The organism is Salinibacterium hongtaonis, from assembly GCF_003065485.1.
GTDB lineage: Bacteria > Actinomycetota > Actinomycetes > Actinomycetales > Microbacteriaceae > Homoserinimonas > Homoserinimonas hongtaonis.
The window spans coordinates 1,996,638-2,015,834 of record NZ_CP026951.1 but is presented as its reverse complement, the minus strand read 5'-3'; the positions used below and the strand labels follow the sequence as shown (position 1 = coordinate 2,015,834).

At 63.8% G+C, this 19,197-nt stretch carries 21 protein-coding genes; 13 read left to right on the top strand and 8 right to left on the bottom strand.

The window, feature by feature from the left end:
* Positions 1-99: 99 nt before the first annotated feature.
* Both phoH2 and C2138_RS09695 read left to right on the top strand, forming a co-directional pair.
* The gene (gene phoH2 / locus C2138_RS09700; RefSeq protein ID WP_199286532.1) at positions 100-1,578 is read left to right on the top strand and encodes an RNA 5'-3' helicase PhoH2; all 1,479 of its coding nucleotides are present in this window, start codon (positions 100-102) and stop codon (positions 1,576-1,578) included.
* 40 nt (positions 1,579-1,618) lie between these two features.
* Positions 1,619-2,377: a DUF6199 family natural product biosynthesis protein gene (locus tag C2138_RS09695; RefSeq protein ID WP_108517417.1), complete on the top strand. Its 759-nt coding sequence runs from the start codon at positions 1,619-1,621 to the stop codon at positions 2,375-2,377.
* A gap of 112 nt (positions 2,378-2,489) precedes the next feature.
* On the opposite strand, the gene C2138_RS09690 is transcribed toward C2138_RS09695, so the two are convergent.
* Genes C2138_RS09690 through xseA form a run of 5 tightly spaced genes read right to left on the bottom strand, consistent with a single transcriptional unit; the run spans position 2,490 to position 6,749 of the window.
* Positions 2,490-3,893 carry a class II fumarate hydratase gene (locus C2138_RS09690; RefSeq protein WP_108517415.1) on the bottom strand — a complete coding sequence of 468 codons (1,404 nt, stop codon included), beginning with the start codon at positions 3,891-3,893 and terminating at the stop codon, positions 2,490-2,492.
* A gap of 58 nt (positions 3,894-3,951) precedes the next feature.
* Positions 3,952-4,542, bottom strand: a complete 591-nt coding sequence (locus C2138_RS09685) for a carbonic anhydrase (RefSeq protein ID WP_108517413.1) — start codon at positions 4,540-4,542, stop codon at positions 3,952-3,954.
* Between the two features lie 41 nt (positions 4,543-4,583).
* Positions 4,584-5,231: a DUF4245 domain-containing protein gene (locus C2138_RS09680; RefSeq protein WP_159078197.1), complete on the bottom strand. Its 648-nt coding sequence runs from the start codon at positions 5,229-5,231 to the stop codon at positions 4,584-4,586.
* Positions 5,231-5,446, bottom strand: a complete 216-nt coding sequence (locus tag C2138_RS09675) for an exodeoxyribonuclease VII small subunit (protein WP_108519038.1) — start codon at positions 5,444-5,446, stop codon at positions 5,231-5,233. The genes C2138_RS09680 and C2138_RS09675 overlap by 1 nt, the downstream gene beginning before the upstream one ends.
* Positions 5,439-6,749 carry an exodeoxyribonuclease VII large subunit gene (gene xseA, locus C2138_RS09670; protein WP_108519036.1) on the bottom strand — a complete coding sequence of 437 codons (1,311 nt, stop codon included), beginning with the start codon at positions 6,747-6,749 and terminating at the stop codon, positions 5,439-5,441. Before xseA ends, C2138_RS09675 begins: the two co-directional genes overlap by 8 nt.
* Positions 6,750-6,967: 218 nt before the next feature.
* Here xseA and C2138_RS09665 point away from each other — a divergent pair, with 218 nt between their 5' ends.
* Positions 6,968-8,050: a 4-hydroxy-3-methylbut-2-enyl diphosphate reductase gene (locus tag C2138_RS09665; protein WP_422395415.1), complete on the top strand. Its 1,083-nt coding sequence runs from the start codon at positions 6,968-6,970 to the stop codon at positions 8,048-8,050.
* Positions 8,047-8,664, top strand: coding sequence for a DUF6264 family protein (locus C2138_RS09660; protein WP_108517410.1), 618 nt, complete (start codon positions 8,047-8,049; stop codon positions 8,662-8,664). The genes C2138_RS09665 and C2138_RS09660 overlap by 4 nt, the downstream gene beginning before the upstream one ends.
* A 75-nt stretch (positions 8,665-8,739) precedes the next feature.
* Here C2138_RS09660 and fbaA read toward each other — a convergent pair whose 3' ends face one another.
* Positions 8,740-9,765: a class II fructose-bisphosphate aldolase gene (gene fbaA, locus C2138_RS09655; protein ID WP_108517409.1), complete on the bottom strand. Its 1,026-nt coding sequence runs from the start codon at positions 9,763-9,765 to the stop codon at positions 8,740-8,742.
* Between the two features lie 184 nt (positions 9,766-9,949).
* Between fbaA and glpX the strand changes: the two genes are divergently transcribed.
* Positions 9,950-10,921: a class II fructose-bisphosphatase gene (glpX, locus tag C2138_RS09650; RefSeq protein WP_108519032.1), complete on the top strand. Its 972-nt coding sequence runs from the start codon at positions 9,950-9,952 to the stop codon at positions 10,919-10,921.
* A 16-nt stretch (positions 10,922-10,937) separates the two neighbouring features.
* Here glpX and C2138_RS09645 read toward each other — a convergent pair whose 3' ends face one another.
* Positions 10,938-12,272, bottom strand: coding sequence for a DNA recombination protein RmuC (locus tag C2138_RS09645; RefSeq protein WP_108517407.1), 1,335 nt, complete (start codon positions 12,270-12,272; stop codon positions 10,938-10,940).
* 92 nt (positions 12,273-12,364) lie between these two features.
* Between C2138_RS09645 and C2138_RS09640 the strand changes: the two genes are divergently transcribed.
* Positions 12,365-12,649: a DUF2470 domain-containing protein gene (locus C2138_RS09640; protein ID WP_108517405.1), complete on the top strand. Its 285-nt coding sequence runs from the start codon at positions 12,365-12,367 to the stop codon at positions 12,647-12,649.
* Here the strand turns inward: C2138_RS09640 and C2138_RS09635 are convergent.
* Complete coding sequence (locus tag C2138_RS09635) at positions 12,646-13,248, bottom strand: exonuclease domain-containing protein (protein ID WP_108517402.1); 603 nt, start codon at positions 13,246-13,248, stop codon at positions 12,646-12,648. The two genes, C2138_RS09640 and C2138_RS09635, sit on opposite strands and share 4 nt — an antisense overlap.
* 98 nt (positions 13,249-13,346) lie before the next feature.
* On the opposite strand from C2138_RS09635, the gene ychF reads away from it, so the two are divergent.
* The 7 genes from ychF to C2138_RS09605 all read left to right on the top strand — a co-directional run bounded on the left by ychF (position 13,347) and on the right by C2138_RS09605 (position 18,992).
* On the top strand, positions 13,347-14,423 hold the full coding sequence (ychF, locus tag C2138_RS09630) for a redox-regulated ATPase YchF (protein ID WP_108517400.1): 1,077 nt from the start codon (positions 13,347-13,349) through the stop codon (positions 14,421-14,423).
* A 322-nt stretch (positions 14,424-14,745) separates the two neighbouring features.
* Positions 14,746-14,892 (top strand): hypothetical protein, encoded by a 147-nt coding sequence (locus C2138_RS13655; protein WP_159078196.1) that lies wholly within the window; start codon positions 14,746-14,748, stop codon positions 14,890-14,892.
* Between the two features lie 165 nt (positions 14,893-15,057).
* On the top strand, positions 15,058-15,615 hold the full coding sequence (locus C2138_RS09625) for a helix-turn-helix transcriptional regulator (protein WP_108517398.1): 558 nt from the start codon (positions 15,058-15,060) through the stop codon (positions 15,613-15,615).
* Positions 15,612-16,910, top strand: coding sequence for a HipA domain-containing protein (locus C2138_RS09620; RefSeq protein WP_108517397.1), 1,299 nt, complete (start codon positions 15,612-15,614; stop codon positions 16,908-16,910). Before C2138_RS09625 ends, C2138_RS09620 begins: the two co-directional genes overlap by 4 nt.
* A gap of 308 nt (positions 16,911-17,218) precedes the next feature.
* Entirely contained in the window at positions 17,219-17,461 is a 243-nt protein-coding gene (locus C2138_RS09615; RefSeq protein ID WP_159078195.1) for a hypothetical protein, read from the top strand.
* A 538-nt stretch (positions 17,462-17,999) separates the two neighbouring features.
* Positions 18,000-18,197 carry a tautomerase family protein gene (locus C2138_RS09610; protein ID WP_108517393.1) on the top strand — a complete coding sequence of 66 codons (198 nt, stop codon included), beginning with the start codon at positions 18,000-18,002 and terminating at the stop codon, positions 18,195-18,197.
* Positions 18,198-18,230: 33 nt separating this feature from the next.
* Complete coding sequence (locus C2138_RS09605) at positions 18,231-18,992, top strand: SDR family NAD(P)-dependent oxidoreductase (protein WP_108517391.1); 762 nt, start codon at positions 18,231-18,233, stop codon at positions 18,990-18,992.
* Positions 18,993-19,197 lie beyond the last annotated feature (205 nt).

Here is a 19,197-nt window from a genome sequence, read left to right as displayed (position 1 = left end):
GCGCCCGCCGTTCTGGGCCAGTAATCTGCCCGTAACTTTTAGTCCGCGTGTCGTTCTAGACCTCGGCGGGCTAGCGTCGTAACGTCAGGTTCATCAGGTATGGCGCCTGATCGAAACGGCCACGAACGATCGTTTCGAGCGTCGCCCGTGCTGCGGGCAGTGGCCGTGTCGCCGAGTACAAACCGGGCATCCTCGCCCGGGGACGGAGCGCTCGTGGCCCAGTCATTCCAGTCAATCCAGCAGCCGATTGCGGGGCCGACTTCCGGCTCCCGTTCCGGGTCGTCGCAGGCGGTGCGAACCTACGTGCTCGACACCTCGGTTTTGCTGGCCGATCCGAGGGCGATGTTTCGGTTCGCCGAGCATGCCGTCGTTTTGCCGGTCGTTGTTATCGCGGAGCTTGAAGCAAAGCGGCATGACCCAGAGATCGGTTACTTTGCCCGTCAGGCGCTCCGGCTGCTCGACGAGCTACGCGTCAAACACGAGCGCCTGGATTTTCCCATCGAAGTGGGTCGCGGCGGGTCTCTCCGCGTCGAGCTAAACCACTCCAGCATGGACGCCCTCCCCTCGGGGCTCAAACTGGGGGATAACGACTCGCGCATTCTGGCAGTGGCAATGAATCTCGCCGCTGAGGGTCTCGACGTATCCGTGGTCTCCAAAGACCTGCCACTGCGAGTCAAGGCAGCATCCGTCGGTCTTGCGGCCGAGGAATATCGTGCCGAAATGGCCGCGGACTCAGGGTGGTCGGGCATGGCCGAGGTCACCCTGACGGCCGATCAGATGGCTACGCTCTATGACCGGGAGCGGCTCTCGACCAGAGCCATTGGCGATCTGCCCATCAACACGGGACTCGTGCTTCACTCCGACCGCGGGTCGGCTTTGGGCCGCATCACGGCCAGGGGAGAGTTGCGTCTAGTTCGCGGCGACCGAGAGGTATTTGGGCTGCATGGCCGGTCGGCCGAGCAGAGGCTCGCGATCGACATGCTTCTCGACCCCGAGATTGGCATCGTTTCGCTCGGCGGCAGCGCTGGCACCGGCAAGTCTGCCCTCGCCCTGTGCGCAGGCCTCGAAGCCGTGTTGGAAAAGCAGCAACACCGCAAGATCATGGTGTTCCGGCCGCTGTATGCCGTGGGAGGGCAGGAGCTCGGCTACCTGCCCGGCGACGCCGGCGAGAAAATGAACCCGTGGGCTCAGGCCGTTTTCGACACCTTGGGGTCCGTTGTTTCGCAGAACGTGCTCGACGAAGTCCTAGAAAGAGGGCTTCTGGAGGTCTTGCCGCTCACGCACATCCGGGGTCGTTCGCTTCACGATGCCTTTGTCATCGTCGATGAGGCCCAGTCGCTTGAACGGAATGTGCTGCTCACGGTGCTCAGCCGCATCGGTCAGAACTCCCGCGTTGTGCTCACCCATGATGTTGCGCAGCGAGACAATCTGCGGGTGGGGCGACACGACGGGGTCGCCTCGGTGATCGAAGCGCTCAAGGGGCAGAGTCTCTTTGGTCATGTGACGCTCACGAGATCGGAGCGCAGCGCCATCGCCGCCCTCGTAACCGAGATGCTGGAATCCACCGAGCTGGGGTAGTTCGGAGGTCACAGGGCCCCACACGCTCTAGAGTCAAAGGGTGAGTTTTCTGGTCTTTGCGGCGGCACTGTTCGCGGTGTTCTTCGTGTGGGGCCTTTTCTGGCCGCGATCTCAATGGCGTGTGCTCGCATCCTGGATGCGACGTGACCGAGAAGCCGCAGAGCCGGGTGCGGCGGCCTACGGCGCGCAGCGCGTCATTTCTGGCATCGGGGTTGCCACGTTCATCACGGTTGGCACCGTGACCGGCATCACCTATGTTCAAGCGCTGCCGACCCCCGAGCCACCGGTTACTGCGCTCCAGAAGATGTGGGGAAACGCGCCCGAGCCGGTCGTTGTCAACCGCGTCATCATGGGGAGCGACGCGGCGGATCCCTCACTTGTCGCCGAAGACATCCTGGGTTATCAGATCGTGGACAACGTGAATCATCGCCCGCGCTATCTGGCGTTCCTCAAGGAATACGACCCACCGGGGTCCGACGACAACATTCTCGGCGGGGACCCGAGCCTCGGCTTCGCCGCGCTCGACAGCGCCGAGCTGGTTGTCAACGTGCGCGTCAAGGCGCAGTGTGCCCCCATGGAGGCCGTGGTCATCGAAACCGAGACCACCGTGCAGATCGGCATCTTCTCGGCGATCCCTGAGGCGGTCGGCTCTGCCCACCCCGGCAACGGGTATTGCTCCGGCGACGCGATGGTTGGACCGACGCTGTTGATCCCCATCAACTTGGGCGCCGACGTGGGCGAGCGTGACGTGCAAAACCTCGACGGTTCGTCGATGACGAGAATCGCCGAGATCAAGTAACCCAGAAGCGACGGGCAGTCAGCATCGCGGTTGAGCTGCGGCGGGCTTCACGGAGAAACACATAAGCGGGGGAGGTGCCGATTCGGCGCCTCCCCCGCTTATGTGGTGACGATTATGCCGTGGGCGGCACCGTCATCGAGAGCACATCGAGAGCAGAGTCGAGCTGCTCTTCTGTGAGCTCGCCTCGCTCAACGTAACCGAGGTCGATAACAGCCTCGCGCACCGTGATTCCCTTGGCGACCGAGTGCTTCGCGATCTTGGCGGCGGCCTCGTATCCGATGATCTTGTTCAACGGGGTCACGATCGAGGGCGACATCCCGGCGAGAGCCGTCGTGCGCTCGAGGTTGGCCTCGAGCCCGTCGATGGTCTTGTCTGCGAGCACCCGGCACGCGTTAGCGAGCAGGCGCACCGACTCCAGCAGCGCGGTGCCCATGACGGGGATGGCAACGTTGAGCTCGAAGGAGCCCGAGGCTCCTGCCCACGCCACCGTTGCATCGTTGCCGATGACGCGAGCCGAGACCATGAGAACGGCCTCGGGAACGACGGGGTTGACCTTGCCGGGCATGATCGACGACCCGGGCTGGAGGTCGGGGATGTGGAGCTCGCCGAGACCCGTGTTGGGGCCGGAGCCCATCCAGCGCAGGTCGTTGTTGATCTTGGTCAGCGAAACCGCAATCGTGCGAAGCGCACCGGATGCCTCGACGAGGGCGTCACGGTTGGCCTGGGCCTCGAAGTGGTCTTCTGCCTCGACGATGGGGAGCCCGGTCTCGGCCGCGAGGAGCGCGATGACCTTCTGGGGGAATCCCGCGGGGGTGTTGATGCCGGTGCCGACAGCGGTGCCGCCGAGGGGAACCTCCGCGACGCGGGGCAGTGCGGCCTCGACGCGCTGGATGCCGAGGCGAATCTGGCGGGCATAGCCGCCAAACTCCTGACCCAGAGTTACGGGTGTCGCGTCCATGAGGTGCGTGCGACCAGCCTTGACGGCGGTCTTCCACAGCTCGGCCTTCTTCTCCAGGGACTTGGCGAGGTGGTCGAGGGCGGGCACGAGGTCGTGGATCAGGGCCTGCGTCACGGCGACGTGCACGGAGGTCGGGAACACGTCGTTGGACGACTGCGAGGCGTTGACGTGGTCGTTGGGGTGCACGTCTGCGCCGAGGTGGCGGGTGGCCAGCGTCGCGAGAACCTCGTTCATGTTCATGTTCGACGACGTGCCAGAGCCGGTCTGGTAGGTGTCGACGGGAAAGTGGGCGTCGTACTGGCCCGTGATGACCTCGTCGGCAGCGAACACGATCGCGTCAGCGATGGCCGCGTCGAGCACGCCAAGCTCCTTGTTGGCGATTGCCGCTGACTTCTTGATGCGGGCGAGCGCCGCGATCTGGGCGGGCTCAAGTCCCTTGCCCGAAATGGGGAAGTTCTCTACGGCACGCTGCGTCTGGGCGCGGTAGAGGGCGTCGATCGGGACGCGGACCTCTCCCATGGTGTCGTGCTCGATGCGGTACTCAGGCTGTGCGGTCACGGCGCTGTCATCTCTTTCTGTTCACGGATGTTGTGGTGAGGCTAAAGCGGAAGAGGTGTCAGGCCGCACCAACGATGACGTCGGGCACAGCGGTTCCCTCAAGAAGCCGGTAGTTTGCGCCGACGATAGCCAGCGTACCGGCGGCGACGGCGTCGCTAATGAGCTCGGACGATTCGATGAGCTGGCGCACGGTATCGCGCAGATGCTCGCGGCCGACCTCGGTGGCGTCGGGGCGCACTCCAGGGTCGAGGCTGCGCCGAACCCGCAGCACGGCCGGCGTAATGCGCTCAATGAGCGAGTGAATGTGCGGCGGAAGCTGGGGGGCCCTGGTCTCCTGCGAGTCGATGGCCGCGCGAACCGCACCGCACTCGTCATGACCGAGCACGACGATGAGGGGAACGTGGAGCACGGCGACCGCGTATTCCAGGCTGCCGACAACCGAATCCGAAATGATCTGACCGGCATTTCGCACGACGAAGAGGTCGCCGAGGCCCTTGTCGAAGATGATTTCGGCAGCGAGCCGGGAGTCACTGCAGCCAAAGAGAGCGACATCGGGGGACTGGGCTCCGAGAAGTTCCTCGCGTCGCTCGACATCCTGGCGAGGGTGGTTGGGTGTTCCGGCAACGAAGCGTTCGTTGCCCCTGACCATTTCTTGCCATGCCCGCGCTGGCGTCTTGTGAGCTGCTGATGTCACCGGGATGAGCCTTCCAGTTCTTGAGCCACGGCCTCGGCAAGCTCCGTGAACTCCTCGTTAGGGGCGGTACCGAAGAGAACGATTGTGCTCTCTCCGACGGTTGTAGTGAGTGCGTAGGCAAGGTTGCCGGGGTCTTCGGCGGTCCGCCGATCGTAGACATCCCAGGTGATCCCGGCGATCGTCACTGTGCCAGTGGCAAAGCCGTTGCGCAGTTGGGCTGCGAGCCACGTGGGGTTGGCATCGATGCCCTGCGTCATGGCGGCGAAGTTGTCGGACGGCGTGATGAAGCCCACGTACCACGACGAGATGCCGTCGGCGCCGTTCTCGAGTTGGGCAGCGTTCGCCCGCCAGCCATCGCCGAGCTCTGGGCTGACGATGGTCTCGTCAAACTGCGGCTGGATCTGAGACGCGGTGGTCTGGTAGTCGACAGGCTCGGCAGGCGGGGCGTCCGGCCGGACTACGACCGCGACGATGATGAGCACGACGATGAGCGAGATGCCGAGGGCGACCAGAAGGTTGAGCGTCGTCTGATTCTCGCGGTGGTTCTTTGAGGTCGCGGCCTTGCGTGCCGCTGTTTCTTCTGGGGTTTCTGGTCGGCCGAGCTCGGCGACGATGCGAGGACCGCGCCCCGGGTTGCGTGCCACTACTCTGCCGCCGCTCGAGCCGCATCGAGTCGCGCTTTTGCGCCGATTAGCCATTCCTCGCAGCGGGCGGCGAGGGCCTCGCCTCGCTCCCACAGGGCGAGAGACTCTTCGAGTGTCGACGAACCCTGTTCGAGTGCAGAGACCACCTGGACGAGTTCGTCGCGGGCCTCTTCATAGCTCAGGGCCGCCACATCGGTGGGGGGTGTGTTAGTCACTGTGTGATTCTACCTTTCGAGCTGCCGTTGCTGCGGGCTGCTCGCTGTCGGGGGTCGTGGGGGAGAGGGCGGATGCTCGCTCGGGCGACGTTGAGGTCACCTCTGCGCCTACGGAGCCGCGAGCGAGTGTGAGCGTGAGCGCGCCGCCGACCGTGGCATCGTCTGCCGTGCGGAGAACGGAGCCGTCTGGCATCTGCGCTATCGCATACCCGCGGTCGAGGGTGGCCTGAGGGGATAGCGCTCGCAGACGCGATGCGAGCTCGCCCACGGTCGCCTGTGAGCGTTCGAGGCGCAACTCGACCAGTTCGCGGCTGCGGCCGACCCAGCGCCCCAGCTCGTCTGAACGAGTGTCGATAATCCAGTCACCCGAGGAGAGCACGGGCCGAGTGCGCAGTTGCTCGATCTTGTCGATCTCCGTGGAGATGCGGGAGGTGAGGCGCATCCCGATGCGGGCGCGGGCCTGCTGCACACGGCTCATCTCCTCTGCGACGTCGGGAACAACGCGCTTGGCGGCATCCGTCGGCGTTGATGCGCGCAGATCGGCAACGTCGTCGAGGAGGGGACGATCGTTTTCGTGCCCGATGGCGCTGACGAGAGGGGTTACGGCATCGGAGGCGGCCCGCACAAGCGCTTCGTCGCTAAAGACGAGGAGGTTCTGAAAGTCGCCGCCGCCGCGAGCGACGATGATGACATCGACCTCAGGGTCGGAGTCGAGCCGGCGAATCGCGGCGATGACCTCGGTGACCGCGCGGTCGCCCTGCACCGCGGCGTGGGCGACCCGAAACTCAACCGCAGGCCACCTCAACTGGGCGTTGCGCAGCACGTCCTTTTCGGCGTCCGAATCTTTGCCGGTGACGAGACCCACGACGGCGGGCAGGAACGGGAGCGCCTTCTTTCGCGAGGGGTCGAACAGGCCCTCGGAGCGAAGCTTCTGACGAAGCCGCTCAAGCCTCTCGAGCAGGTCGCCGAGGCCAACATGGCGCATTTCGAGCACCTGCATCGTGAGCGTGCCGCCCTTAACCCAGTAGTTGGGCTTGACGAGGGCGACCACCCTGGCACCCTGACCGAGATCGGCCGGCACGCGAGAGCGCACAGACGACCAGATCGTGAAGCTCACGGTCGCGTCGACATCGAGGTCTTTGAGCTTGCCATAGACGGTGCCGCCGGAGACGCCCCACTGCGTGATCTCACCCTCGACCCACACCGCGCCGAGCCGTTCGATCCACCCCTTGATCTTGGTGGAGAGCAGGCTCACCGGCCACGGCGTATCGACCGTTGGCAGGGCTTCGGTGTCGGGAATGATGTGTCCTCTGTGGGCTGGCGCGCTTCGGATGATGCTGCCGCGGCTGGGCTGATCGTGTGCGCTTTCAAGAATACTGTCGGGCGCCGACAGATATGCCGAGCGGGGGTGGCGACGGTGAACGCAGCGCCGGGTTCGCGCCCGGGAGGAGAGGCACCTGCCGCGGTGCCGAGGCACAGGGACTCGGCAGGCCAGCGGCCTAGACTGGCGGGGTGAGCACGATCACTAACGGCCGTCTTCAGGCCATCGCCGACCCTGTTGTTCCCGTCCGTCGGGAACAACTTCGCGACGAGCCCGTTGCCGGGGCAAAGCGGGTTATTCTTGCCGCTCCTCGAGGCTATTGCGCGGGAGTCGACCGCGCTGTTGTCGCGGTAGAAAAGGCCCTTGAGCACTACGGTGCGCCCGTTTATGTGCGCAAGCAAATCGTTCACAACGTTCACGTTGTCTCGACCCTTGAGCAGAAGGGCGCAATCTTTGTCGACGAGGTCGACGAGGTGCCCCGTGGTTCCCACCTTGTTTTCAGCGCCCACGGCGTCTCACCCGCAGTAGTCCAGGGCGCGAAGGATCGCGAACTCGAAGCCATCGACGCCACCTGCCCGCTCGTGACCAAGGTGCACCGTGAGGCGACCCGATTCTCGCGAGACGACTTTCACATCCTGCTGATCGGCCACGCCGGTCACGAGGAGGTCGAGGGCACGATGGGCCACGCCCCCGAGCGCACAACCCTGGTCAATAGCCCAGACGATGTTGCCACGCTGATCGTGCCAGAGACCGACAAACTCGTCTGGCTTTCGCAGACCACCCTGAGCGTTGACGAGACCATGGAGACGGTGCGCCTTCTTCGTGCGCGGTTCCCCCACCTTCAAGACCCGCCGAGCGATGACATTTGCTACGCGACCCAGAACCGCCAGGTCGCCGTGCGCAAGGTGGCCGAGGATGCCGATCTGGTCATCGTCGTCGGATCATCCAATAGCTCCAACAGTGTTCGCCTCGTTGAGGTCGCCCTCGAATATGGGGCCAAGGCCGCCTACCGAGTCGACTATGCCAGCGAGATTCGGCAGGAGTGGCTCGATGGCGTTGCCACCGTCGGCGTGACCTCAGGAGCCTCCGTGCCCGAGGTTCTCGTGCAGCAAGTACTCGCCGACCTCGCCTTCGCCGGATATCGAGATGTCGACCAGGTTGTCACCGCGGAGGAGGACCTCATGTTCTCCCTGCCCAAAGAGCTTCGGCGCGATGTCTCAGGGCAGCCGGATGCTCGCGGCCTCGGTGGCCGCACCCGCAAACTAGATTGGCAAACCCCATGAGTGACAACGCCGCCCGACCACGGCCCGCCTACGGCGCATACGCCACTCCCGAGGAGGTCGCGCAGGCGCGAGGCATGACCATCGAGGAGTACCGCAAGTACCTCGCCTCGCTCACAGCTCCGACGCCCGCAGCATCGACCGCATCCTCGGAGCCTGCCCCCGTCGCTCACACCGCCGGGCTATCGCAAGCGGCCTCCGGTGGTGCACCCACAGCGCCCGCCGCGGCAAGCCGCCCGCGGCATCCTGTCGACCGTTTCGTCACCTTCGCGCTTCTCGCGTTTGGTCTGGTCACCGTGATTACGACGACACCGGGATTGCTTTCGCTTGCCGAAGGGCTCAACACTGTCTTTGAGCAGTACGGCATCGGCGAGTACACCCAGGGGCAGTTCGCCGCTTCGCTCGGGCTGGCCGCCGCAATCACCCAGGCGGTGCTGTGGCTCTTCACCGCGTGGGCATCGTTCGCGTCGCTGCGGCGCAATCGCATCACGTGGTGGATTCCGCTGGTCGCTGGGGCGATCGCCGCGCTTGTCGTGCTTGCCGTGTCGATGGCCGCGCTGCTCGCAGACCCCGGTTTCGCCGACTACGTGGCGTCGAACCCCTCGTTCGTGCCGTAGCGCTGCAGGCATCTGCAGCTACGCAAAGATGGGGCGGCCGCGCTGTGCGCGACCGCCCCATCTTGTGTTTGTGGCTTAGGAACCTGACTTGCCGGCCGAGCCAAGCTGCTGGGCGCCCTCGACCACACGGGCGGCCATGGCGGATTCGGCCTTCTTGCCCCATGAGCGCGGGTCGTAGACCTTCTTGTTGCCGACCTCGCCGTCGACCTTGAGGAACCCGTCGTAGTTCTTGAACACGGTGTCGGCTACCGAACGACTGAACGCATACTGCGTGTCGGTGTCGATGTTCATCTTGACGACACCGTTGGCGACCGCAGTGGCGATCTCCTCCGCTGTCGAACCAGACCCACCGTGGAACACGAGGTCGAGAGGCAGGGCGTCGCGTCCGTACTTGGCGCTCAGGCCATCCTGAATCTCGCGCAGCAGCTCCGGGCGCAGCTTCACATTGCCGGGCTTGTACACCCCGTGAACGTTGCCGAACGTGAGCGCGGCCATGTAGCGGCCCTGCTCGCCGAAGCCGAGAGCCTCGACGGTAGCAATGGCGTCGTCGAGCGTCGTGTACAGGTGCTCGTTGATGTCGTGGCTCACGCCGTCTTCTTCGCCACCGACAACGCCGATCTCAACCTCGAGAATCGAGTTGATGTTCTTCATGCGGGGGAGGAGGGTCTTGGCGATCTCAAGGTTCTCGCCGAGCGGCACGGCCGAACCGTCCCACATATGGGACTGGAAGATCGGCTCTCCACCGTTGCGAACCGACTCCTCGCTGGCCTCGATCAGGGGCAGAACGAAGCCGTCAAGCGCATCTTTGGGGCAGTGGTCCGTGTGCAGCGCCACGGTAATGGGGTAGTTCTTGGCCACTTCGCGCGTGAATGCGGCAAACGCAAGGGCGCCGGATGCTCGGTTCTTCACTGAATGGCCGGCCCAGTAGTCGGCACCGCCGGTGGAGACCTGGATGATGCCGTCAGATCCCGCCTCCGTGAGACCCTGCAGCACGGCGTTGACCGTCTGAGAGGACGACACGTTGATTGCCGGGTAGGCGAAGCCCTGCTTCTTAGCCTTGTCCAGCATCTCGGCGTACTGGTCGGGGGTGGCGATGGGCATTGCGTCTCCTTTTGGCGGAACGATGTAGCGAACGGCAAAACGAACGGGAACGGCTCAAAGTCTAGCCAGCATCCCTCCGCCAAGGGGAGTGGTTGAGGCTCGATAGACTGACCACCGCGGCACCCGCCGCGTGCAGAATCCGCTTCGCAAGTGAAGGACCAGTGTGAACGACTCCGACCGCACCATGATCGAGCATCCTGACCGCAACCTCGCCATGGAGCTTGTGCGGGCAACAGAGGCCGCCGCGATCCGCGCGTACCCCTGGATCGGTCACGGAGACAAGAACAAGGCCGACGGCGCTGCCGTCGATGCCATGCGCAAGTTTCTCGGCACGGTCGATTTCGACGGAGTAGTCGTCATTGGCGAGGGCGAAAAAGACGAAGCGCCCATGCTCTACAACGGCGAGCACGTCGGCAACGGCAACGGGCCGGCCTGCGACATTGCGGTCGACCCGATCGACGGCACTTCTCTCACCGCAGCGGGTCGGCAGAACGCGATCTCCATGATCGCCGTCTCAGATCGCGGCACCATGCTCGACGCTTCTTCGGTCTTCTACATGGACAAGATCGTTACGGGTGCCGCCGGTCGTGGCGGTGTCATCGACATCCGCAAGCCCATCGGCGAGAACATCCGTGCTCTGGCCAAGGCGCTGGACAAGGACGTTTCGGCGCTTCGCGTTGCTGTTCTCGACCGCCCCCGCCACGCGCAGCTCATCGAGGAGATCCGCGAAGCCGGTGCCGGTACCCGCCTCATGCTCGACGGTGACGTCGCCGGCGGCATCAACGCTGCACGCTATGAAAGCCGCATCGACATGTGTGTCGGAGTCGGCGGAAGCCCCGAGGGAGTCGCGACCGCTGCAGCCATCAAGGCACTCGGCGGGTTCATTCAGGGACGCCTCGTGCCGAGCACCGACGACGAGCGCCAGAAGGGTCTCGACGCGGGCCTCAAGTTCGGCCACGTGTATGAAGCCGATGACCTGGTCAGCGGCGAGAACACCTTCTTTGTGGCTACCGGCGTGACCGACGGCGAGATGGTGGCGGGCGTTCGCAGGCTCGGGCCGATCATCCGCACCGAGAGCATCGTTCTTCGCTCGCATTCCGGCACGATTCGCCGAGTTTCTGCCGATCACCTCGTTTCGAAGTGGCTCGAAGAGTAACCACCGGTCCTGCGCGCTAGGAGACGAGTTCTGGCCGAGTCGGCATTGGATCGGTGTCGTCGTCTGTAGTTGACGTCAGCTCGAACGCCGTAAGCAGGCGAGGGGTCTCTTCGATGCCGGGCAGCGTGCCCAGGACCTTCGATTCATCGAGGGCGCCGAGCTTGCGGGCGCTGGGGAGCACCTGGCGCTCGAGCGAGCCGACGAACGAGTTGTAGTCCTTCACGCTCCGCTCAATGGACCGTCCGAGCTTCTCCACATGGTCGGAGAGCCGGCTCAGGCGGGCGTAGAGCTCCTTGCTCAGATCGAACAACTGCTTCGCGTCGGCCGTGAGCACATCCTGCTGCCAGCTGAACGCAACCGTCTTGAGCACCGACCACAGGGTGACCGGTGAGGCGAGGGCAACGCGCTTGGAGAACGCGTAGTCCATGATCGACGGGTCAGCTTCGAGGGCGCTTGAGACGAGGGACTCACTGGGAATGAAGGCGATCACCATCTCGGGAGAGGCGTCGAGCCCCGCCCAGTAGGTCTTGCCTGCCAGGGTGTCGATGTGCGAGCGCAGGGCCTTCACGTGGGCGCGAATGAGCTGCTCGCGCTTGGCGCCCTCCTCACCTGTCGCCGTCACCGCGATCTGGCTTGCCTCGAGGTAGGAGGTGAACGGCACCTTCGCGTCGACGGCAATGTTCTTGCCGCCGGGAAGGTGGACGACCATGTCGGGGCGGCCCGCGCCGGCATCCGATGTGATGCTGGCCTGAACATCGAAGTCGACGCGCTCGATGAGCCCGGCCGCCTCGACGACGTTGCGAAGCTGGGTTTCGCCCCAGACTCCGCGGGTGCTGTTGCTCTTGAGGGCAGAGGCGAGTGCCTCCGCGGTGCTGCGCAGGCGCTCTTCAGACTCAGTTGCCGAACGCAGCTGCTGGCTGAGTTCGCCGTGCTGGCGGCTGCGCTGTTCCTCCAGCTCGGTGACCTTGTGCTGCATCGCCCGCAGATTCTCCTGCACGGGAGTGAGCGCCTGCAGCACGCGGCTTTCGACGCGCTCGCGCTCCGTGTGGGCTTGCTGGTCGAGGCGCTGGCGTTCCATTAGCTCGCGGTGTTGCTGCTGCAAGCCGCTGACCTGCTCGCGCAGAGCATCCGCGGTCGCCTGCGTAAACGCGAGCTCGGCAGCAAGCTGTGCCTGGGCCGCCTGCTCGCGCGCCCGGAGCTCGCTGAGGGCGGTCTCATGGCGGGCCTCGAGAACAGCGGCGGTGCCGGTGGCCGCCCCGGCCTGGCGGGAGCGCGCGACGACAACCCCGAGCGCGGCACCCACGATGAGACCGAGCACGAGGCCGATGATGAGAAGCACGACGGGATCCATGATTCCAGTGTGCCCGGAGCATCCGACATCGGGATCTGCACGGCGGCGAGCCTCGAAAGCGGGAGGCCAGCGAAAGGTGGCACGATTGCCGTATGAGCACTTTTTCTGACGATGTTGTCACCGCGATCACGAACTATATGAACACCAGCCAGCCTGGGATCACCCTGCAGATTGTGCGGGCCCTGGGCGGTGTAGCCGACGCAGAATCGGCGACCATGACGTCGTTCGACGAGAAGCGCGCCGTGTTCACCGCCACTGTGGCCGGGCAGGAATCTCAGGTGGAGGTTCCGTGGAGCCACGAGCTCCACAGCCGCGACGAGGTGCGCGCTGACCTGTTTCTGCTCTACGAACGCGCCACCGCAGCGCAGGGAAACTAGCTCAGCACCATCGGGGCGTTGTCGGCGGCGGCAGCGCCGATCGACTTGATGTTCGCCCCGGCGATCGTGGCCAGGTGAGGGATGTCTGTGGCCTCGTGGCGCTTGGCCGCGTGCACGATGATCGCCGCGCACGCCTCAGCGTCGGCCAAGGCATCGTGGTGGCGAAAATCTTCAAACCCCGCCGCCATGGCCGCGACCGGCAGGCGATAGGAGTCGAGGTTGTAGGTTTTGCGGGCCACCTGCAGGCTGCACAGGTAGTCGAATGACGGCGTCTCCTGCAGGGTGGCGGCGCAGGCGCCGGAGATGACGCCCATGTCGAAGCGGGCGTTGTGGGCGACGAGGTGGTCGCCGTCGGCGAATGCGATCAAATCGGGCAGCTGCTGGGCCCAGCCCAGAGCATCCGCAACATCCTCTTCGACGATTCCGTGGATGCGGGTATTCCATTCGAGAAACGCGTCGTGCCCAACCGGCGGCTTGATGAACCAGGATGCCTTGTCCACGACGATGCCGTCTCGCACCTTCACGAGACCCACGGAGCACGCCGAGGCGCTGGACGAATTGGCGGTCTCAAAGTCGATCGCGGTGAAATTCACTGGCACATAAAGATCGTCTCACGAGCATCCGACGCCGCCCGCCGCGAGGACCGGCGTGGTTCGTCGCAGATTGATTCAGCCGGGTCACGGTAGCCTTATCTCTCGTGGCTCTCACTATTGCAATCGTCGGACTCCCCAATGTGGGCAAGTCAACCCTCTTCAACGCGCTGACCAAGAACTCGGTGCTCGCCGCGAACTATCCGTTCGCCACGATCGAGCCGAACGTTGGCATCGTGAACCTGCCCGATGCGCGTCTCGCAAAGCTTGCCGAGGTGTTCGGCAGCGAGCGCATCCTGCCGGCCCCCGTGTCGTTCGTCGACATCGCCGGCATCGTCAAGGGCGCGAGCGAGGGCGAGGGCCTCGGCAACAAGTTCCTCGCGAACATTCGTGAGGCGGATGCCATCGCCCAGGTGGTGCGTGCCTTCAGCGACGAGGATGTTGTGCACGTCGACGGCAAGGTCAACCCTGCCAGCGACATGGAGACCATCAACACCGAGCTGGTTCTCGCCGACCTCCAGACCGTCGAGAAGGCTATCGAGCGCTACGAAAAAGAGGTCAAGACCAAGCGCACCGAGCCCATCGTGCTCGAAACGGCCAAGGCCGCCCGCGACTGGCTGAACGAGGGCAAGCCGCTCTCCGCCAACACCAAGCTCGACCTTGAGCCCATTCGCGAGCTCGGTCTGCTGACGGCTAAGCCGTTCATCTACGTTTTCAACGTCGACGAGGATGTTCTCGGCGACAAGGCAAAGCTCGACGAGCTGGCCGCGCTGGTCGCCCCGGCGAAGGCCGTGTTCCTCGACGCCAAGCTCGAGTCTGAGCTCATCGAGCTCGAGCCCGACGACGCCGCCGAGCTGCTCGCCAGCACCGGTCAGGAAGAGAGCGGTCTCGACCAGCTCGCCCGCATCGGCTTCGCCACCCTCGGCCTGCAGACCTACCTCACGGCCGGCCCCAAGGAGACCCGCGCGTGGACGATCCCGCAGGGAGCCAAGGCACCCCAGGCGGCTGGCGTCATCCACACCGACTTCGAAAAGGGCTTCATCAAGGCCGAGGTCATCTCGTTCGAGGACCTCATGGAGACCGGTTCGGTCGCAGAGGCCCGCGCCAAGGGCAAGGCCCGCATGGAGGGCAAGGACTACGTCATGCAGGATGGCGACGTGGTCGAGTTCAGATTTAACGTGTAGTTAAGGCTCTGATTAGGGCTTTCAGTGCGGTACCTCGGCATGGGCCAGTGTGTCCAAGTTACGACTCTGCGTCTAGAGCCGCAGCACCGTGGACTAGCGTCGGGAGCGATGACATGCTCGAAACATGAGAAGTCTGCAGTGCAGGACACTTGGCACTATGGCTGTGATCTCAGTAGCGGCCACACTTGTCGCCTGTTCGGCGCCGTCAGCTCAGAAGTCCTCTAAGGGTGTTTTGGGGAGCGGCGAGGTGGCTGAGTGATGGCAGTTGATCGAATGAGGCAATCGCCGTGACCATTGTCGTCTCACTGGCGCTGGTGGGTTGATGGCATCCCCACTCGCGACGAAGTACCTGCAGCTGGAGTCGGTGTTCGCCGGGCGGATGGACGTGCGTGCGATTGGCGGCGGCGTCCGTCACATGCGGAAGAATCTCAGCCAGAGCCGGCTCGCTGAGTTCGCAGCGGCCGTGTGAACCCCACCTCGCGACCTGTCGTACCCGCACGGTCCAGCGCTCGCACGCTATGTTATATTTTCCGCACATCATTAGAATGTTATCTTTACCAAACTTCATGCAGATGGTAGATTTATCTGACATCATCTAGATGTTCGATATATGTGACACAACGAGGAGGCGCCCATGAAGATAAGCAAGTCCGCAGATCTTGCCCGCCTCGTCAAGACGCGTCGTCAAGCTGAGGGTCGCACGCAGCAGGATGTGGCCGATGCTGCCGGGATCACCAGGCAGTCTCTCGCCCGTATCGAGCGCGGACACGGTGGCGTCTCGTTCGACACTCTCATCCTCATCCTCGACTACCTCGGCATTGGCCTCGATGGGGCACCGGTTGAAGAAACTGGCACCGGCGCTCGACCCGCCAACGCTGGAAGCAGCATCCCGGAGAGCGCGATCACTCGCGTCACCCAGGGTATCGACGCCGCCGCTTTCACTCAGGCGGCACTTCGCCAGCTCCAGCCATCGCTCGACACAGTAACAGCATCGGCCACAGACAACATTCGGAAAACCCTCGCCACCGCAGACTTGACCGCCCCAGTCCGGAAATCACTTAGAGCCATCGCTGACGACGCGAGTCGGGCTCTCCTGCGGTCAGCGATCGAAGCTGGTCATCCGGCAACCCACAAGACTGGCGACAAGCCGGCCAAGGCACTCCCTGAGAGCAACCATCGAGGTGGACGATGATCAACTCACTGGACGTCTATCTCTACGACGAGCACGTCGCCACGATCAAACGACAGGGTGACAACCTCACCCTGCGGTACCTGCAGCACTACATCTACAGTAGTCAGCCGGTGCCGATCTCTGTTCAGCTTCCGGTGGTGGCGGGCGCTGCTTCGGGAACAACCACCCGGCGATTCCTGGAGAACCTGCTCCCCGACCGCCCGGACGTACGCACCAAGTGGGCGACGGATGCGAAACTCACCAGCGACAGCGCGTTCGATCTCCTCACCGTGTACGGCGCCGATGTGGCAGGGGCGCTGGAGTTCTACCCAACCGGTACCGCACCGCGCACCGCCTCTGATCTGTCGCCGATCACTGACGACGCGATCGCTGCGCGCATCCGTCAGATCCGGGCAGATGACTCTGACTGGCTCCAGCAGCGAACTGTCGAGGAGGGTTTCTCTCTCGGCGGTGCCCAAGGCAAGTTCGCCCTCGCACACCGCGACGGTCAGTGGTACGAGCCCTCCGGACAGCACCCCTCCACACACATCTTCAAGCCGGGCGTGCACACCCTTCCCGGATCCGACGTGACCGAACACATCACCCTGCAGGTAGCTCGCCAGTTCGGACTGACCGTGGCAAGCACCGAGGTCGGAGTGTTCGAGGGTGAGCACGTCCTCATCGTGGAACGCTTCGACCGACTCCAGGACGGTGACCGGTACCTCCGCATCCACCAAGAAGACCTCGCCCAAGCCACAGGTGTCTCGTTCTTGAACAAGTACGAACGCGATGGTGGCCCGAGCTACCGAGACCTCTTCACTCTGTTCGACCGCGAGTTGGACCCCGGGAACGCACGGGCCGCCAAGAGGCGGTTCGCAGAATGCCTCGTGTTCTCCTGGATCATCGGCCACAACGACGGTCACACCAAGAATTACTCCCTCAGCCATCTTCCCGGTGCCACGGTTCTGTCACCGTTCTACGACCTCAACTCCTCTCTCCCCTTTGAGTTCCCCTCGACCGTACGCGCCGCCGACTATCGGGCGTTCGACGGGGTCAAGCTCGCATTCAGCATCGCCGGCTCAGCCACCATCGGCAGCATCGGGCCCGACAGCTTTCGCGTGCTCGAACGCGACGCCAAACTCCACGATGACCATCTCGCAAATTTCGCCGTCACCGTCGCAGCAAACCTCCAACCTGTCGTCTCCGACATTATGGGGTCTCTACCAGACCAACTCCAGCAGATCGAGGCCGTGAAGCTCTACCCGTTCGCGACGTACTCGCAGACGCTTCGGGTGAGAGACCTGTTCCTCCCTTGACAGAAGGCGACCCGCGCAGGCCCTTTCCGTAAGGAATGGGAGGATGATCGACGCGTCGCCTGGCAGCCACACGACAACAACGATCCGGACATTCTCGCGTCTGCTGCAGACACTGTGCACCGCACAGCCCAGGGGTTAGTCCGTACCGCAATGTGGTGGAGTTCCGCTTCAACGTGTAGCTCGCTTCTGACCAGCACTTTTTCTAATCAGCGATGCTGCGGAGCGGGAAGTCGGGTTCCGCTTCATGGTCTGATCAATTTGCTCGATGAGAATTGTGGCAGGGGAATCTGGCCCGCCAGACTGAGCGGATGGAACCGTACTACGAAGTTTCGTCGTGGAGGTCCGCCGTCAAGCACACGATCGCAATAGTGACAGCTAGCCTCGTTGTTGCGGGGACCGGCGTGATTTTGGCGTTGCTTACGCGGAACCCGTCGGCGCTGCTACTCATGGCCATCGGGTCATGTTTGCTATCGGACAAGCGCTACGACTCTTCCTCGTACACAGGCAGCTACGGCGGAATCCCCCAAGCGTCTGAACGCCATCTCGCATAATTGGTAGCGGTTGCCTAAGTTTATTCGGCGACGTAACTCAGTGGAGTTCCGCTTCAATGTCTGACGTTCTGCCCGCCTGCCCCTGAGCGACATCCGACTTTTCGAGGATGGCGTGGTATGCGCGCCGAGGAGATCACGTGGTCGGGTATAGGTCAGTACCTGCGTTCAGCATGCCGACTCCGGGTGGGGCCGGTCCGCGGCTAGGCGCTGACGGTCCGCAGCATTACGCCGACCGCTTCCAGTCCAGGGACGTCGACGAAACCTTCGCTGGGGTAGAGCCGCTTCGCGGAGCTGTCGGATTCGACCGACAGGCCGATGGAGGCGAGGCCTTGACTCCAAGCTTCGCGGACGAATGCGCGGATTAGCGTGCTTCCGAGTGCCTCGCCCGCCCTTACTCCGATTCCAATATTCGGAAGCCGTCTGCGACGGCCCTTCGCGGGCAACTACCGTGAGGCTAAATGGACCGCCGCGAGCAGCGGCGGGACGGCCGTTGACCCGGATGGGCGCGGAACCAGATCCCCACGGAAAGGGACTCGTAATGCCGGTCGTTCAGATCAACACACACCAATGGGATGTCGCGCGCAAACGCGAGCTCGTTGCGAAGGTCACAGACGCTTTCGTCGAGCTCGGAGTTCCTCGCGAACTCGTCATTATTCACATCACCGAGGACGACCCGGCGAATTCGGCCGTAGGCGGCGTTCTAATGGCCGATCTACCGCCGATGCCGGGCGCCTGAACCCCAAACCACCGAATCATACGAAAGGACCGCATGGGAACCCTGACCGGGAAAGTCGCCATCGTCACAGGGGCTGGCGCCCCGCTCGGCCTCGGCCGCGCCTACGCCCTGGGACTCGCAGCCGAAGGGGCGAGCCTCGTCATCAATGACGTGAACGAGTCCGCCGACGCGGTGGTCGCGGAGATCGTGGAAGCCGGGGGCAAAGCAGTCTCCGTCCTAGCTCCAGTCGGATCCCGAGCCGCGGCAGAGACCATCCTCCAAGCAGCACTCGACGCTTTCGGGCGCGCTGACATCCTCGTCAACAATGCAGGCATTGTCGCTTTCACACCGGTGCTCGAGCTTCAGGAGGACCTCTGGGACAAGGTATTCGCCGTCCACGTCAAAGGGTCGGCGATGAACACGTCAGTCATCGCCAGATGGATGGTAGACAACGACGTCAAGGGCAGCATCGTCAACATCACGTCGACAGCGGGCATCTATGGTACGCCCGAGGGTGGTTCTGAGTACAGTGCAGCGAAGTCCGCGATAGTCGGGATGACGAAGTCGCATTCGCGGGAGCTCGCTCCCCACGGCATTCGGGTCAACGCGGTCGCGCCGGGCGCGCTCACCATGGACCCGGCGAAGATGCCGCCACAGTTCACCGAGCTTGCGGCGGGAATGGTGAAGACCTCTGTTCTCGGTCGCATCGGCGTGGCCGATGACGTCGCGCCGACCGTCGTCTTCCTCGCCTCGGAAAAAGCGTCCTACGTCACCGGGCAAATCATCGCGGCGACGGGAAACACAGGCGTCGCCTAAGGGCTCCGCGCCGCTGGCGGTCACCGACCGTGAGCCGCGGGGGATCGCGGCCTTTCCAGAAAAGAACGAAATGTTACTGTTTTTCTGCATTGGCGCGCCATCTTTTACCGTCGCCCCGTGTTTTACGCGCACAAACTCCAAAGTTGACAGAACGATTCCGTACAGTAAACACTGGGGGCGCCCCCATCAGGGCAACTGAAGACGG

What these genes read in the sequence shown, in the direction of transcription:
- phoH2 (WP_199286532.1), top strand. Translation starts at nt 100, where the DNA reads ATGGCGCCTGATCGAAACGGCCACGAACGATCGTTTCGAGCGTCGCCC.
- C2138_RS09685 (WP_108517413.1), bottom strand. Translation starts at nt 4,542, where the DNA reads ATGGTCAGGGGCAACGAACGCTTCGTTGCCGGAACACCCAACCACCCT.
- C2138_RS09660 (WP_108517410.1), top strand. Translation starts at nt 8,047, where the DNA reads ATGAGTGACAACGCCGCCCGACCACGGCCCGCCTACGGCGCATACGCC.
- fbaA (WP_108517409.1), bottom strand. Translation starts at nt 9,765, where the DNA reads ATGCCCATCGCCACCCCCGACCAGTACGCCGAGATGCTGGACAAGGCT.
- glpX (WP_108519032.1), top strand. Translation starts at nt 9,950, where the DNA reads ATGATCGAGCATCCTGACCGCAACCTCGCCATGGAGCTTGTGCGGGCA.
- C2138_RS09645 (WP_108517407.1), bottom strand. Translation starts at nt 12,272, where the DNA reads ATGGATCCCGTCGTGCTTCTCATCATCGGCCTCGTGCTCGGTCTCATC.
- C2138_RS09640 (WP_108517405.1), top strand. Translation starts at nt 12,365, where the DNA reads ATGAGCACTTTTTCTGACGATGTTGTCACCGCGATCACGAACTATATG.
- C2138_RS13655 (WP_159078196.1), top strand. Translation starts at nt 14,746, where the DNA reads ATGGCATCCCCACTCGCGACGAAGTACCTGCAGCTGGAGTCGGTGTTC.
- C2138_RS09625 (WP_108517398.1), top strand. Translation starts at nt 15,058, where the DNA reads ATGAAGATAAGCAAGTCCGCAGATCTTGCCCGCCTCGTCAAGACGCGT.
- C2138_RS09620 (WP_108517397.1), top strand. Translation starts at nt 15,612, where the DNA reads ATGATCAACTCACTGGACGTCTATCTCTACGACGAGCACGTCGCCACG.
- C2138_RS09615 (WP_159078195.1), top strand. Translation starts at nt 17,219, where the DNA reads ATGGAACCGTACTACGAAGTTTCGTCGTGGAGGTCCGCCGTCAAGCAC.
- C2138_RS09610 (WP_108517393.1), top strand. Translation starts at nt 18,000, where the DNA reads ATGCCGGTCGTTCAGATCAACACACACCAATGGGATGTCGCGCGCAAA.
- C2138_RS09605 (WP_108517391.1), top strand. Translation starts at nt 18,231, where the DNA reads ATGGGAACCCTGACCGGGAAAGTCGCCATCGTCACAGGGGCTGGCGCC.